Below are 15,059 nucleotides of genomic sequence, written 5' to 3' on the forward strand. Positions count from 1 at the left end.
CTATTCCTTTGCAGCATCGTTCAGCACGAAGTCGTAGTCGAGGGTGTAGAACGGCACGTCGCACCGCGTCCCGTCGGGCGCGGGGCCCGGGTTGTGCCGCTTCCAGTCGGCGATCAGCGAGGACCGCACGCCGAACACGGCGTCCGAGTCCAGATAGGGACCTTCGGCGCGAAACACGTGGGTGATGAGCGTCTGGTACCCAGGCGCCTGGATCATGAAGTGCAGATGGGCAGGACGCCAAGGGTGGCGGCCGAGCTTTTCCAGCATCTGGCCAACTGGACCGTCGTGCGGAATCGGATACGGGACGGCAACGATGGACTTGAAGTGGTAGTGGCCGTCCGCGCCGCTGGCGAGTTGCCCCCGTCCCTCCGCATGATCGAGACCGGTCCGTTGGACATCGTAGGATCCTTCGTCGTCGGACTGCCACACATCCATGCGCGCATCCGGGATGGGCTCGCCGCGAATCCCTCGGACCGTTCCGCTCACGAAGCAGGGCTCTCCGCTGGCACCATTGGAGATGTCGTCTCCATGGCGGTACAACGGCGCGTCAGGAACGAAGAACGGCCCGAAGACCGTGGCCTCCGTGCATCCTTTCGGGCGGCGGTTGCACTGTGCCGTGACCAAGGTCGAAAGGCCCAGCGCGTCCGACAGAAGGATGAACTCCTGCCGCTTGTCATCGGTGATCTTTCCGACGCGGGTCAGAAAGTCGATGCCCATGGCCCATTCGGCCTCGGTCAGTTCGATCTCGCGCGCAAAATCGTGGAGGTGTCGCACGAGGCTGTCCATCACGGTCTTCAGGCGTGCGTCGGAGGTTCCGCCTTGCGCCTTGAGGGTGGCGCCGGTGATGGTCCATTCGTCGATGTCGATCATGTGATCCTCTTGTCTTCTGGCTTCAGACGAAGTGCCTAACCCAGCTTGAAGAGCGACAGGGCGTTGGTGCGGCCGATCTTGGTGCGGTCGGCCTCGCTGATGCTCGTATCGTCGAACCAGTTCGAGGCGTGATCGACGTTTTCGAAGGGCCAATCGGTCGAGAACAAGATGCGGTCCGACCCGATCTCCAGCATCGCATCGATCAACGTCTGAGTGCGGAAGTTGCCGGAGGTCGTGAGATAGAAGTTTTCGTTGAAATACTCACAGAGCTTGCGCTTGGCCGGGTAGGTCTTGGGTGCCTTGACCCACGCGTTGCGGTGATCGATCCGCCACATGTTGTAGGGCAAGCCCTCGCCGAGATGGCCGAGGATGATCTTCAAGCCCGGATGGCGATCGAAGAGTCCACTCGCCATGAGGCGCAACGCATGCACGGCGGTCTCCTGTGCGAACGCCCAGGTAGGGCCGAGAAGCCAGGGGTGGCCGTCATAGATCTGGGCCCAGCTCTGCAATGGATTGCGCGGATGGAGATAGAACGGCGCATCCAGGCGCTCTACCTGGTCCCAGAAATCTGCGTACTGGGGCGCATCGTAGTAGACGACGTTCTCGGGGGTTCCGACCTGTGAGAAACCATTCACCAGCGCGCCACGGAAGCCCAGTTCGGTCATGCACCGCTGGAGTTCCTGGGTGGCCTTCTCGGGGTCCTGCATAGGCAAGGCGGCGAACGCCTGAAAGCGGTCGGGCCGCTTCGCGACCTGCTCGGCCAGAAAATCGTTGGCGCGTACCGACAATTCGTAGGCCTTCTTCGGGTCGGGCACCGCCTGAACGGCGGGCGCATTCAACGACAAGATCATCATCTCCATGCCGTTCTCGTCCATCTGGCGCAGGCGCCCTTCGTGGATGTCCAGCAGTCGGCTGCTCAATTCCTTCCAATAGTCTCCAGGCACGAAGCCAGCCGAATCCTGAAGCGTTTCGGGAATCGCGAAGTGCTCCTCGAGACCAATCTTTCCTTGCATGGCTATCTCCTCTGTAGGGTTGGGCGCCGCAAATGCCCGATTGCATGGCGTTGCCACCTCGGCGCTCGCCAGACCGTCGAATCTACGAAAGCCTCGTGCAACGGTCGAACAGTTATCGGTGATAGCGCACATTCGCGGGGCGCATGGAGGAGCGGGTCGGCATCGCAGGGAACCCCGATGACCCGATGCCTGTGGGTAGACCCTACCCAACATTTCCAGGATGCATAAGGACCATCCTGAATTTGTGTTGGACCGGCCAAGGCAGACTGCCCATCATCGGTGGGACCGCCCGACCGCTCTCGCCGCGAGATGCGAGGAAGGCCATCCGTTCGGAGACAAAGACCATGCGCCAAATCAATCTTCATCAACTGGCCGACGATGCCCGCTTCAACCGCTTCCACGGCCTCGTGCTGTTCTGGTGCGCGCTGATCATCGTCTTCGACGGCTACGACCTGGCGGTGGTCGGCATCGCCCTGCCCTCGATCATGAAGAAGATGGGCGTGGATGCGACCAACGCCGGCTTCATGGTCAGCTCGGCGCTGTTCGGCATGATGTTCGGTGCCATCTTCCTGGGCACCGTCGCGGACAAGATCGGCAGGCGCTGGGCCATCGCGATCTGCATTGCTCTTTTCAGCGTCTTCACCGCCGCCGCCGGCCTGGCCAACGACCCGGTCATGTTCGGGGCCATGCGTTTCCTCGCCGGACTCGGCATCGGCGGCGTCATGCCCAACGTGGTGGCTCAGATGACCGAGTACTCACCCAAGAAGATCCGCGCCACGCTCGTCACCCTGATGTTCAGCGGCTATGCGGTCGGCGGCATCGTTGCTGCGATCCTCGGCAAGGGACTGATCGAGACCTATGGCTGGCAATCGGTGTTCTTTGCGGCCGGCCTGCCGGTGGTCCTGATTCCGTTCATGCTGAAGTCGATGCCCGAATCGATGCCATTCCTGCTTGCCAAGGGCCGGATCGAAGAATTGAAGAAGATTGTCATGCGACTCGACCCTGCCTGTCAGCTCTCGGCCGCCGACCGTTTCACGGTCCCGGCCAAAGACAGGGCCGACAGTGCTCCGATCAAGCACCTCTTCTACGAGGGTCGCGGCTTCAGCACCGTGATGTTCTGGGTCGCCTTCTTCATGTGCCTGTTCATGGTCTTCGCGCTGAGCTCATGGCTCACGAAGCTGATGGCAAGCGCAGGCTACAGCCTGGGCTCCGCTCTGACATTCGTGCTTGTGTTGAACGTGGGCGCCATGATCGGCGCGATCGCAGGTGGCTGGCTCGCAGACAGATTCCATATCAAGTACGTGCTCGCAGGGATGTATGCGTTGGCCGCGATTTCGCTCACCTTGCTCGGCTACAAGATGCCGACGCCGGTGCTCTACGTCCTCATCGCCCTGGCGGGCGCATCGACCATCGGCACGCAAATCGTGGCCAACGCGTACACCGGCCAGTTCTACCCGATGGCGGTACGCGCCACTGGCCTCGGCTGGGCATTGGGGATCGGGCGCAGCGGTGCCATCCTGGCGCCGATCCTGATCGGGGTGTTGGTCGGGATGAACCTGCCCCTGCAGCAGAACTTCATCGCCATCGCGATCCCGGCCGTGATCGGCATGATCGCGGTCCTGCTGATCAATCACGATCGATCAGCTTCTCAACGTGGCGGCGTGGAAGCCGAGTCGGCCCAGGCAGCACCGGGCGTATCGGTGGCGGCCGGAAACTGATCGCGATCCGCGGCCGCGTCTTCGCCTGACGAAGGCTGCCCAAGGGGCAAGTGCGACTCGCTCGACCGTGGAGCAGATCGGCTGGGCTACGATGCCGGGGCGCGAGAACTTGCACCAATGCCTCTTCCCCATGCAACTGACTTTCCCGCCCGCGACCCATTCCGGCCTGGACCGGGATTTCGATGCCGACCGCTGGCACGCACTGGCTTCGGGGGCGACGGACGAGCCTTGGCAGACGCTGCCGGGCCATGTCCACCGCTCGAGCTTCGGCCGGCCTTGGAGCGGCCTCACGGTGTGGCACCAGGTCGGCCCGCTGGGGGACCTCTATGTCCCGCCGGTCAGTGCCCACACCATTCTCCTGCGCCGGTCAACGCCCACGGGGCTGGTCCAGCGGCAAGGGGATGCGGTCGCGCAGACGCGTTGGCAACCAGGCGAGGCGGTGGTGGTTCCGGCGGGGCTGCCCAGCTTCTGGCGCAGCACCGCGCGGCGCGACAACATCATCATCAACCTTGCGCCCGCGTGGCTGCAGCGGGCGGCAGGTGGCGACGTCCATCTGCAGAGCTGCTTCGGCCGCAGTGACCCGGTGCTGGCCGGGTTCGCTCAAGTGCTGCTCGGCTCCCTCGACAACAACATCTCGCTGCATCCGGCTTTCGGCGAGAACCTGGCGCAGGCCCTGGCGTTGCACCTGCTGGAGAACTACGCCAGCCAATCGTTGCCGCAGAATTCGCACGGGTCGCTGTCGAGACGCCAGATGATGCGTCTCGCCGCGGCGGTGGCCGCCGCCCTGCATGAGCGCTGGCCGGTGGCCCGGCTGGCCGATCTGGTGGGACTGAGCCCGTTCCATTTTTCGCGCACTTTCAAGGTCTCCTTCGGCACGACACCGCACGCCTGGCTGAACCTGCAGCGCATGGAGGCCGCCGCCCGGCTGGTCCACGGATCGCGGATGCCGCTGGCGGACGTTGCCCAGGCGACCGGCTATCCGTCGGCTGCCCACTTCAGCCAGGCCTTCCATCGCCATTGGGGCGTCACGCCCTCCGCCTATCGGCGCTCGAACTAGGCCCCTCCCGGCGGATCGGGTCTTTCCCTAGGCTGCGCAGGATTACGCAAGCAGCCGCAAGGAGGCGACAGTGGCGCTGCGGCCATGCGGCAAAGTCGCGCCGACTCTCGGCACAGACCCTGAAAAAACCCGCAACGGAGATCCGAACATGACCACACGTCGCCAATTCGCTGCCCGACTGGGCGCCTTTGCCGCGCTGGGCGCTGCCAGCCTGCACCATGTCGCCTACGCCCAGCAGCCCGAGCTCGCTCGCCTGCTGGTGGGCTTTCCACCCGGTGGCAGCACCGACAACGTGGCGCGGCGACTGGCCGAGAAGCTTCGCGGCACCTACGCGGCCAACGTGATCGTCGAGAACAAGCCGGGCGCGGGTGCGCAGATCGCCGTGACCGCGGCCAGGGAGGCCGCAGCGGACGGCGCCACCCTCCTGCTGTCGCCACCCGCGCCGTTCACCGTCTATCCTCACACCTACCGGAAGCTTCCGTATGCGCCCGAGGACGTCCAGCCGGTGTCCATGGTCTGCACCTTTCCGTTCGCCTTCGCCGTCGGACCGGCGGTGCCCGAGAGCGTGCGCAACATCCCTGACTTCATCGCGTGGGTGAAGGCCCATCCGGGCAAGGGCTCGTTCGGGTCGCCGGCCTCGGGCTCCACGCCGCACCTGATGGGCAGCCTGCTGGGCCAGCTGGCAGGCATCGAGCTGACCCATGTTGGCTATCGCGGCGACGGCCCCGGCCTGCAGGACCTGATGGGCGGCCAGCTGCCGGCCTACTCCACCGTGCTGGGCAGTTACCTGCCGCAAATGAAATCGGGACGCCTGCGCCTACTGGCCGTCTCCGGACCGGCACGGAGCGCCTTCGCGCCCGACATCCCGACCTTCCGCGAGCAAGGCTTCGACCTGGACATGACCGAGTGGTTCGGCATGTTCGTGCCGGCGCGCACGCCCGCTGCGGTCGCGCAGCGCGCGGGCGATGCGGTGCGCGCCGCCGTGGCGCAGCCGGACTTCGTGCGCGCATTGGCCGAGTTCGGCATGACGGCCCAGGGTTCCAACGCACCGGACCTCGCCCAGCGCGTGCGCGCCGAAAGCGCGCAATGGCGAGGTATCGTGAAACGGATCGGTTTCACGGCCGAATCCTGAGAGCGGCCACATGACATCAATCACATCCATCGCCGACGTCACGCCCCTCTGGCGGCCCAGCCCGGAACGCAAGGCACAGGCCGTCATCACGGCCTTCGAAAGCTGGCTCCAATGCGAACAGGGCTTGGAGTTCGACGGCTACGAGCAGCTCTGGCGCTGGTCGGTCGACGAACCCGAAGCGTTCTGGCGCGCGATCCTCGGCTTCTTCGACTTGCCCATGGCCACGCCTCCCCTCCGCATGCTTGAGGGCGACATGCCCAAGGCGAGCTGGTTCGAGGGTGCGCGCCTCAATTTCGTCGACCAGGCGTTGCGCCATACCGGGCTCACCGTGCCGGCCATCGTGTACGAGAGCGAGGCCGGCGGCACAGGCGAAGTTTCGTGGGAGACCCTGCGTCGGCAGGTGGGTGCGCTGGCCTCCGCGCTGCAAGGGCTCGGCGTGCAGCCCGGCGACCGCGTGGCCGGCTACCTGCCCAACATTCCGCAGGCCGTAGTGGCCTTTCTCGCGGCAGCCAGCCTGGGTGCGGTTTGGTCGCTCTGTGCGCCCGACATGGGGCCGGTCAGCGTCGGCGACCGCTTCAGCCAAATCACGCCCAAGGTCCTGGTCGCGACGGACGGCTACCGCTTCGCCGGCAAGCCCTTCGACCGCCGCGCCCCGTTGGGCGAGATCCTGGACCGGCTGCCGTCGATCACCGGCGTGGTGTGGGTGCCACACCTCGACCCGCTCGCCGGGCCGCCGGCGCAGGCCGCACGGCGCACTGTCGTGTCCTGGACCGATGCGATAGCAGTCGACGCTCCACTGCGCTGCGAAGCCCTGCCGCCCGATCATCCGTTGTGGATCCTCTACTCATCGGGCACCACAGGACTGCCCAAGCCCATCGTCCACGGCCACGGCGGTGTGCTCGCGAACGGCATGGTCAACATGGTGCTGCACAACGACCTCAAGCCAGGCGTGCGCGTGCTGTGGGCAGTGAACACATCCTGGATGGTATGGAACGCACACGTGATGGGGCTGCTGGGGGGCGCCACGCTGGTGCTCTACGACGGCAGTGTCACGGGTGCGGGTCCGGAGCCTGACTGGGCGCACCTGTGGAAGCTCGCGGGTCGACACCGGGTGAATGTCTTCGGCGTCGGCGCGGCCATCCACCATGCGTTCCTCAAGGCCGACATCGTGCCGCGCGAACTGGCCGACCTCTCGGCCCTGCAAACGGTGTGCTCCACGGGCTCCCCGCTGTCGCCGGAGGCGTACCGCTGGCTCTACGCGGCGGTCAAGGAGGACCTGTGGCTCAACATCGTGTCCGGTGGTACCGACATCACGGGCGGATTCCTGGTTGGCCTGCCGACCTTGCCGGTGCGCATGGGGGAGATGCAATGCCGCGTGCTTGGCACGCACGTCGAGGCCTGGAGCGATGACGGGCGACCGCTGATGGACGAAGTCGGCGAACTGGTGTGCGTGCGGCCGATCCCTTCGATGCCGCTGTACTTCTGGGGCGACGCGGATGGCAGCCGATATCGCGAGAGCTACTTCGACAGCTTCCGCGACACGGCCGGCCGGCCGGTCTGGCGCCAGGGCGACTGGCTGCAGTTGATATCGCGGCCGGAGGCCGTGGGGGGCATCATCTACGGCCGCTCCGACGCCACGATCAATCGACAAGGGGTGCGTATGGGGACCGCGGAGTTCTATCGCGTCGTGGAGGCGCTGGAGGAAGTGGTCGACAGCCTCGTCGTAGACCTCGAATACCTGGGACGGCCTTCCTACTTGGGCCTGTTCGTCCAATTGCGACCTGGCCTCGTCCTCGACGAAGCGCTGCGGCGGCGTATGCGGCAGGGGCTGCGCAGCAGCCTGTCTGCCCGGCACGTGCCCGACGAGATCCTTCAGGTCGACGCCATTCCAAAAACCATCACCGGCAAGAAGCTCGAGTTGCCTGTCAAGAAACTGATGTTGGGGCACGCGCTGGAAAAGGTCGTAAAGCGGGACGCGCTGGCGCAGCCGGAGAGCATCGACTGGTTCGTGTCGTTCGCCGAGGAACATCTGCGGCGTGTGCAGGTTGTGCCTGGCATCGGCTCCTGACGCCGCTGCCCCCAATGGGGCGCCGCATGAAGGACTCGGGCCTGCGTTGCGTCGTTCGGGTCAGGTGCTGCCTCACCAGCGGTACGAAGGCTGACCTTCTTCGCCACTGCAGCGACAGGCGCCACGGCCTTCGCGACCGAGGATGCTGCAACGACGCCAGATTGGTCAATGAGGAACGGCTGGTTCGTCATGCTGGTACTGGCCACCACTGCGATGCTGACCTTTCGCGATGTGGCCGGCGAATGCGCTGATCTCCCATGCCCCAGCAGGTCAAGAACACGCGGGGCCAGATCGCCATGGCGATCGACACCAGCATGGCCACCGTATTCACGCAATGGAGAAGCACGGTCCAGTACGGCTCGCTGAACGTGCGCATGAGCAGCTACCGGGGATATTGATCGCCGAGCGGCGGCCGCCGGTGTTTGTCGGGCGCAGAGGCGAGGATCCGCCGCCGGAGTGATCGACCGGCGGCAACGGATTCCAATCTAACGTAGCGAGGGGCGCGCACAGCTTCTCGCTCACGTCCTCGCCCACGCGCTGCAGGTTTTCGGCAGCGCCTAGCGGCGCGGTGCGTCCTGGGCCGCCGCGGGGCCTCGGGCAAGCTCAACCAACGTGCGGAGCCCGATACCGGCGGTGGTTGCCGCGCACCGGGCCGGGCCGGGCCGGGTTAATTTGACACAACCGCCTGTCCGGCACACCGTGTAGACGGCTGGGCCCGCGGCCCCATCCGAGCGCCCGTCAAGGCCTAGGAAACGATGGATTCCTTCCAGTATGCGATGTCGATCGCCGGTCGGCTGGCTTCATCTGCGCTCAAACCGCCCGCCAAGAAGTCGGCATGGATGAGGAGCAGTTGAAACATCAGCTCGGGATCGTGCCGGGACGCGGCGATCGGCCAGTTGTGCAGTGTGGCCAACCCGTCCGTCGTGGACTTCAAGGCATGCGTGACATGCAAGGATGCCTGGTCGACTGGCGTCCTAGGGCGCACTTGCAAAACCAGGCGGATGGCGCGTGTGACCAGATCCTGCAGCGTACCCCAGTAGGTTTCGTCGATAGCCTCCGGCCGCTCGTGAAGGAACTTGGCCAGGGTCTTGAGTGCGGACTCTCCGCGCGGCTTGGACAGATAAAGTGCAAACAGGGGCGCTGCGATCGCGAGCGCTACCTCGTACATCGTGAGCATCCCGTCGGATCGAGACTCCAACTCGCTGAACAGGGCGTCGAAGCGCGGTGCGAGAAAGTCATGCAGTTCGGCCACGATTGCGTTCATCAGGCCAACTTTGCCGTGGAAGTGGTAGGCCACTGCGGAGTTGTTCTTTTGACCGGCGGCCGCGCCGATCCCGCGCAGCGACACTCCCGAAATGCCACGCTCTCCGAGCATTTGAACTGCCGTTTGGAGAAGGCGCTCGCGCGCTGCGGCAACACGCGAATCGGGGGCCGGCCTGTCTTCTTTGTCTGTCATCGCATCTGGCTTGAGACACCATTCTTAACCAGAGATTATGACCGCGTTCGATCGGCGGACGACCCCTGCGTATCGCGGCTTTCATCATGTTTCCTCTGTGTGTTTCGGTTTATGGGGGCGGCAAAATGCAGAACCAGCTCATCAGGCGCGTCGTGTTCGTCGCCGACTATGCGGTCCGCGCTTCCTGCAGCCCCAATGCGAGCTTCATGCGGCTACGGATCTCGAATTTTTTGATCTTGCCGGTTACCGTCATTGGGAATTCATCGACGAAGCGTATGTAGCGCGGCACCTTGTAGTGCGCTATTTGCCCACGACAGAACGCTTTGATGTCGTCCTCGTTCGCACGCTTTCCAGGCTTGAGCCGTATCCATGCACAAACCTCCTCCCCGAACTTCTCGTCAGGCACGCCGACAACGGACACGTCCTCAACCGCCGGATGACGATAGAGAAACTCCTCGACTTCACGCGGATAGATGTTCTCACCGCCCCGAATGAGCATGTCCTTGAGGCGACCGACGATGTTCCCGTGTGGTCTAGATCTTCCAGCTTGCTGACATCGCCTGAGTATCCGAATGCATGTTCCCCAATATCGGCGACAGCCTCTTCAACCGCACCACTTCTGGGGCTCACGATGATGACCCGAGCGCCTTCGGCCGCAAAACGCTTCGCCGAGGCGAGCCCGATCCCACTGCTGCCGCCCGCGATCAGTGCGACCTTTCCGTCCAGCTTGCCCAAGGTGTTTTCCTCCACTTTTAACTACTCCAGATTTTCCTCGCACGGCGAGCGACAGAGTTCCAAGCCGCTCGTTGACCGTTCCCATCCGTCGATGACTAGAAGTCTCGGACGGGATCTGTACCATTCCAATCGATGGCAGCTTCCCGAATGATTCGATTCATCTCCCGCAGCACCGGGGAAGATGAGTCGACCAGTTCGAGCATGGTGCCCGGCTGGTACCCAGGCTCGAAGTAGCTGTAGCGAATACCGTTGTCACTGTCTACGTGTACCTCGCCTTCGACCACCCGGGAAAAGCCCTGCTCAGAAAGCCGCATGACATCCGCGTCGAAGGTTTCGCTCCAGAATCCCAAGTGCTGCACACCGGGGCCGTATCGCTGCAGAAACTCGCGCCAATGCGTCGGCGCATCATCTAATTGCTCGATGAGTTCGATCTGCGTGTCGCCGCTGTTAGCGAGTGCGATGCGCATGCTCACCGTGACGTCTTTCCCACGAAAACGAAGGTAGTTCGTCTTAACCTCGTTGATCCGGAAGAAGGGGCCAACGCCTGCGGCAAGCCACCCCTCCATCGCCCGGTCGAGGTCAGGGACGACGTATCCAAGCTGCCGTACAGGCCTGAAAAGTCGACTCATGATTACTCTCCGATATTGAGTTTCATCCCGTGCAGTCGCTCAAATGGGCGACTGAACTTGTCAGAATGCGCACCTCCCCGGGTCAGGCGGCAGCCAGCGCGCGCGCTTCTTCGATTCGAGGCATGAGGGTTTCGCGCACTTCATCCATGGTCAGAACCTCATTCGGAGGGCACTTGCGGTAGGTGAACCCCCCCATATAGACGCGCTCACCGATCAGTCGCGCTTGTGCGTCGTAGGGCCAATGCATTGCGTACTTCGCCGTCGCAATGTAGGTCGCACCGAGGTCGTCGATTTCTGCACCCCTCGAGGCAGCGATCCAGCCCGGCAAGAAGGTGTTGAAGGTCGCTTCGGAACTGAATCCCCAGTCGTCGACCATCAAATGCTCGTCTTCCAGCATCATGACGCAGGTGCCGGTGTCCACCAGCGATTTGTAGAGCGCCTGGACCTTGTTCATGCCTTGGTAGTGGATGGTTCCACCTTGAAAGAGCCAATAGTCAGGCTCTTCGACCACCATGTCAGGAGCCAGAAGTTCTTCGTAGAGACCACTTACCTCCAGAAGCGCATGGCGGCGGTAATTGGAGATGATTGCTCTGTGGCGTGGATTCGTCAGTTTCGGCAGAAGCGCATCGGCCGCCTTGGTGAGCAGGCGAATGTCGTATTTCATTGCTATCTCCTCTTTCATGACCTTGTTGGGACACCGTGCCTTGCGGTGCGGCCGAAGCCTTGGGAACGCGACTCAAGGGTGGATAAAACCGCCCACCCGTGGCGACACCGTGAGCCCAGCTACGAGGGCAAAGCGGATTAAGTCGCTTGTCTTAACTGTAATAAGACACCTGACTTAATGCAAGGCTTGCCCGAGCCGATCGGGATAGGGACAAACCCGTAAAGTGCCACCCTTAGGGGGCAGCGCTATTGCCGTGTCGAGTTCGCTCCGAAGGTCCAGGAAAGTCGTCACGCGCGACAGAACACAGGGGCTCGAGGACCTTCAGTGGATCGAAGGAAACGCGCGGGATCACATTGGGGGCCTGGACCAGCGCCGGAGTAGCGAGCAGCATGGCCCGCCCGTCCGGCGCGGCACGCGCCACCGCCGCGGCGGCGATCAGGCCGGTGGCTCCAGGCATGTTCTCGACAATCACTTCGAGGCCGAGAATGGTTCGCATCTTCTCCGCAATCACTCGCGCGAGAACGTCCGCAGTGCCTCCAGGAGGAAACGCCACGATGATTCGGATCGGGCCCTGGCTGGATTGCGCCTGCGCCCAGCCCAGGCCGAAGGTCAGCATCACGATGGAGAACTGCGGCTTGCCGAGCACCGGGCGGATCACAGCACGCTCAATCACCATGCCGGTCAGCGCCATCGCCGCGACGGCCGCCAGCGCGGCCAGCCAGAAGGGCCAGGCCAGCGAACGCACCGAGCAACATCGGGTCGCCCTGGGCGAAGTTGACGGTCTCGGTCGCCTTGTAGATGAGCACGAAGCCCCCGGCGATGAGGCCGTAGACACAGCCCTGTGCGAGGCCCGCGACGATGATCTGCAATACCAGCAAGCTCGGTCTCCCTCGGCGGCCCCGTCGCCGGCCCCAGGGGAGCGCGCGAGACCTGTTGGTTCGGATGTCGCGCCTCTTTTCAGGGCGCAGCACGGACATTAAGGAGGGGCCTCGCGCGAGGTATCGTCGTATCCGACGATCTCCGCGGCATCTGGCTGCGGACTTTCCCGCATGCGGGTCCGCAATGAAAAAGTCCGGCGCGGTTGCACCGGGCTTCGGGGTCCGATCGGGGCCCACACACACCTCGATGCAGCGGCTTGACGCGGATTGCCGCTGTGAGGCGTCTACGCCACTCAGCGCCCCGCAAAGACAGGTTGACGCCGCTCGGCAAACGCGCGCACGCCTTCGGCAAAAGAATCACCATCGATCAGCGCCTGCTGGCGCTCGCATTCGAGGATCAGCTGTTGCTCCATGCTGTTGCGTCCGGCGGCCGACGCCAGTGCGCGTGCCTCCAGGATCGCGTGCGGCGGCAAGCACGCCAGGCGCAGCGCCAACGCCCGGGCCGACTGCTGCAGGATCGCGTCGTCCACGCACGCCCAGATCAAGCCCCATTCCGCAGCCCGTTGCGCGTCGAGCTTTTCGCCGGTGAGCGCCAGGCCCAGCGCGCGTGCGGGGCTCACGGCGCGCGGCAGCAGCCAGCTGGAGCCCATGTCCGGGACCAGCCCGAGCGCAGGCATGAACGGCAGGTAGAAGTACGCGGAGCGGGCGGCCAGCACCATGTCGCCGGACAGCGCGAGCCCCACCCCTCCGCCGGCGGCCACGCCGTTGATCGCACAGACGACCGGAACCGGGAGTGCCCGCATCTCCAGCATGATCGGTGCGGCCTGCTCGCGCAGCAGTCGGCCGACATAGTCGCCCAAGCTGCCGGTGGCCGGATCGGCGGCGCGGCGGCCGAACTCCTGCAGGTCCGCCCCGGCGCAGAAACCGCGGCCGTTGGCGGTCAGGAGCAAGGCGCGGATGCTCGTGTCTTCACGCACGCGGCGGAGCCCATCGAGCAGCCCTTGGAGAAGCGGCTGCGTCAGCGGATTGAGCCGTGCGCCCTCGTTCAGGGTCATCGTGGCGACGCCGTCCTCGACATCGAAAAGCACAGAGTCGTTCATGGTGGGGGTGTCTGGTGGAATCGGGGGAAGTAGGTCCGGACGACTTCGCCGTCCAGCCGGAGCGCATGGCAGCCGCCCAGCGGCGTCTGACGCGGCTCGCTGGCGCGCGCGCCCTGCTCGGCAAAGCTGCCGTCGGCCCAGAACACCTGGAAGGCGGTGCTCGCCATCATGGGCAGGATTTCCGTCATGTGGGTGCAGCCGGCGGTGCCTCGGAACATCCGCTTCACCTGCTGGGTGAAACCCGGTTCGATGCGCAGGCCGATCAACTGGCGATAGGTGGCCTCCACGCCCGTGCAGGTGGCATAGGGCGTGTGTTCGCTGAAAGCCGCCGCATCCACGATTTCGCGCTGCGCATCGATCACCAGGCGCACCCGCATCTGGTGGATGGGCTCCTCGGACGGGACGACCCGGCTCACCAGCTTCAACGGCATGGGCTTGGTATCGATCAACGTGGCTTCCAGTTCGAGGAGGCCATCCTCGCGCCGGAAGCCTTCGCAGTGGATGCGGCGGGAATGCAGCAGCGTTCGCGCAAAGGGAGGCGGGGCGTGGCTCATGCGACAGCACCCGCGAGATGGACGACGCCGGCCTCGTGCAGCGCGCGGACTTCGTCGGGCGGGAACCCCGCCTGGGCGAGCAGTTCCCCGGTGTGCTCCCCCACTTGGGGTGCGGGCGGCGGAAGCTCCGACGGCGTTCGATCGAATCGCGGCGCCGGCGCAGGCTGGCTGACGCCCTGCGGGGCGACGAAAGTTCCGCGCGCCCGGTTGTGCGGGTGCATGGGCGCTTCGGCCATCGACAGCACCGGCGCGAAACAGGCGTCGCTGCCTTCGAGCAGCGCGCACCACTCGTCGCGCGTGCGCTGGCGCATCACGGCGGCTAGCTTGCGGCGCAGCGCCGGCCATTCCCCCTGTTCCCATTGATGCCGGAACTGCGGGTCGTCGATACCGCACAGCGCCAGCAACTGGCTGTAGAACTGCGGCTCGATGGCGCCGATCGACACGTAGCGTCCATCCGCGCATTCATAGGTGCCGTAGAAGTGCGCCGCTCCATCCAGGAAATTGCTCTCCCGCCGGTCTTGCCAGAAGCCCTTGGCCATGAGCCCGAATTGCGCAGCCATCAGCAGCGCGGCGCCGTCGGTCATGGCGGCGTCCACCACCTGCCCCTTTCCCGAGCGTTGGGACTCGGCCAGCGCGGCCAGAACGCCCACCACCAGCAGCATGCCGCCGCCGCCGTAGTCGCCGATCAGGTTCAGCGGCGGCACGGGAGGGCGATCGCCCTCGCCCATCGCATGGAGCGCGCCCGACAGGGAGATGTAGTTGATGTCGTGTCCGGCCGCCTGTGCCAGCGGACCGGTCTGGCCCCAGCCGGTCATGCGGCCGTAGACCAGTCGCGGATTGCGCGCATGGCAGACCGCCGGGCCCAGTCCCAGTTTCTCGGCCACGCCGGGGCGAAAGCCCTCCACCAGGATGTCGGCGCGCTCCATCAGCCGGAGCACCGTCTCCACGCCGCGCGGATCCTTCATGTTCACCGACACCGAGCGACGGCCGCGATCGACGACGCTGTCGTTGCGCATCAGGTCCTCCAGGCCGCCTTTGGAAGGGGGGCCGGGCAGGCGATCGATGCGGACGACGGTGGCGCCCAGATCGGCCAGCATCATGCAGGCGAAGGGACCCGGTCCGATGCCGGCCAGTTCAATGACGGTGAGGTGGGAGAGAGGCCCGGGCATGCGGTCGCTTTCGAAC

General features: G+C 64.7%; 15 protein-coding genes and 2 pseudogenes. 5 read left to right on the forward strand and 12 right to left on the reverse strand.

Annotated elements, in window-relative coordinates; genetic code table 11:
• Together QTI68_RS10555 and QTI68_RS10560 are read right to left on the reverse strand one after the other, a co-directional pair.
• Positions 1-870: an intradiol ring-cleavage dioxygenase gene (locus QTI68_RS10555; RefSeq protein ID WP_286521410.1), complete on the reverse strand. Its 870-nt coding sequence runs from the start codon at positions 868-870 to the stop codon at positions 1-3.
• A 35-nt stretch (positions 871-905) separates the two neighbouring features.
• On the reverse strand, positions 906-1,883 hold the full coding sequence (locus tag QTI68_RS10560; RefSeq protein WP_286521411.1) for an amidohydrolase family protein: 978 nt from the start codon (positions 1,881-1,883) through the stop codon (positions 906-908).
• Between the two features lie 344 nt (positions 1,884-2,227).
• Between QTI68_RS10560 and QTI68_RS10565 the strand changes: the two genes are divergently transcribed.
• The 5 genes from QTI68_RS10565 (at position 2,228) to QTI68_RS10585 (ending at position 8,256) form a co-directional block, all read left to right on the forward strand.
• Positions 2,228-3,601, forward strand: a complete 1,374-nt coding sequence (locus tag QTI68_RS10565; RefSeq protein ID WP_286521581.1) for an MFS transporter — start codon at positions 2,228-2,230, stop codon at positions 3,599-3,601.
• A 130-nt stretch (positions 3,602-3,731) separates the two neighbouring features.
• Complete coding sequence (locus tag QTI68_RS10570; protein WP_286521412.1) at positions 3,732-4,658, forward strand: helix-turn-helix domain-containing protein; 927 nt, start codon at positions 3,732-3,734, stop codon at positions 4,656-4,658.
• A gap of 148 nt (positions 4,659-4,806) precedes the next feature.
• Complete coding sequence (locus QTI68_RS10575) at positions 4,807-5,790, forward strand: Bug family tripartite tricarboxylate transporter substrate binding protein (protein WP_286521413.1); 984 nt, start codon at positions 4,807-4,809, stop codon at positions 5,788-5,790.
• Between the two features lie 10 nt (positions 5,791-5,800).
• A complete protein-coding gene (locus QTI68_RS10580) occupies positions 5,801-7,858 on the forward strand; it encodes an acetoacetate--CoA ligase (RefSeq protein ID WP_286521415.1) in 2,058 nt (685 codons plus the stop codon).
• A gap of 257 nt (positions 7,859-8,115) precedes the next feature.
• Positions 8,116-8,256, forward strand: a complete 141-nt coding sequence (locus QTI68_RS10585; RefSeq protein ID WP_286521416.1) for a hypothetical protein — start codon at positions 8,116-8,118, stop codon at positions 8,254-8,256.
• A 347-nt stretch (positions 8,257-8,603) separates the two neighbouring features.
• On the opposite strand, the gene QTI68_RS10590 is transcribed toward QTI68_RS10585, so the two are convergent.
• The 10 genes and pseudogenes from QTI68_RS10590 to QTI68_RS10635 all read right to left on the reverse strand — a co-directional run bounded on the left by QTI68_RS10590 (position 8,604) and on the right by QTI68_RS10635 (position 15,043).
• Positions 8,604-9,314 (reverse strand): TetR family transcriptional regulator, encoded by a 711-nt coding sequence (locus QTI68_RS10590; protein WP_286521417.1) that lies wholly within the window; start codon positions 9,312-9,314, stop codon positions 8,604-8,606.
• Between the two features lie 166 nt (positions 9,315-9,480).
• Positions 9,481-9,837: pseudogene (locus QTI68_RS10595) on the reverse strand (AMP-binding enzyme); the annotation flags it as partial.
• A 14-nt stretch (positions 9,838-9,851) separates the two neighbouring features.
• Positions 9,852-10,064 (reverse strand): annotated as a pseudogene (locus QTI68_RS10600) (SDR family NAD(P)-dependent oxidoreductase); the annotation flags it as partial.
• An 80-nt stretch (positions 10,065-10,144) separates the two neighbouring features.
• Entirely contained in the window at positions 10,145-10,678 is a 534-nt protein-coding gene (locus QTI68_RS10605) for a VOC family protein (RefSeq protein ID WP_286521418.1), read from the reverse strand.
• Positions 10,679-10,760: 82 nt separating this feature from the next.
• Positions 10,761-11,342, reverse strand: coding sequence for a hypothetical protein (locus tag QTI68_RS10610; RefSeq protein WP_286521420.1), 582 nt, complete (start codon positions 11,340-11,342; stop codon positions 10,761-10,763).
• A gap of 232 nt (positions 11,343-11,574) precedes the next feature.
• On the reverse strand, positions 11,575-12,087 hold the full coding sequence (locus tag QTI68_RS10615; RefSeq protein ID WP_286521421.1) for a tripartite tricarboxylate transporter substrate-binding protein: 513 nt from the start codon (positions 12,085-12,087) through the stop codon (positions 11,575-11,577).
• Positions 12,008-12,220 carry an ABC transporter permease subunit gene (locus QTI68_RS10620; protein ID WP_286521422.1) on the reverse strand — a complete coding sequence of 71 codons (213 nt, stop codon included), beginning with the start codon at positions 12,218-12,220 and terminating at the stop codon, positions 12,008-12,010. Before QTI68_RS10620 ends, QTI68_RS10615 begins: the two co-directional genes overlap by 80 nt.
• A gap of 293 nt (positions 12,221-12,513) precedes the next feature.
• Positions 12,514-13,308, reverse strand: coding sequence for an enoyl-CoA hydratase-related protein (locus tag QTI68_RS10625; RefSeq protein WP_353506412.1), 795 nt, complete (start codon positions 13,306-13,308; stop codon positions 12,514-12,516).
• An 8-nt stretch (positions 13,309-13,316) separates the two neighbouring features.
• Positions 13,317-13,874, reverse strand: a complete 558-nt coding sequence (locus tag QTI68_RS10630; RefSeq protein ID WP_286521425.1) for a DUF2889 domain-containing protein — start codon at positions 13,872-13,874, stop codon at positions 13,317-13,319.
• Positions 13,871-15,043 carry a CaiB/BaiF CoA transferase family protein gene (locus QTI68_RS10635; RefSeq protein ID WP_286521426.1) on the reverse strand — a complete coding sequence of 391 codons (1,173 nt, stop codon included), beginning with the start codon at positions 15,041-15,043 and terminating at the stop codon, positions 13,871-13,873. The genes QTI68_RS10630 and QTI68_RS10635 overlap by 4 nt, the downstream gene beginning before the upstream one ends.
• Positions 15,044-15,059: the final 16 nt, after the last annotated feature.

Origin of the sequence: Variovorax sp. J31P207 (assembly GCF_030316965.1) — a bacterium.
Taxonomy (GTDB): Bacteria; Pseudomonadota; Gammaproteobacteria; order Burkholderiales; family Burkholderiaceae_C; genus Variovorax; species Variovorax ginsengisoli_B.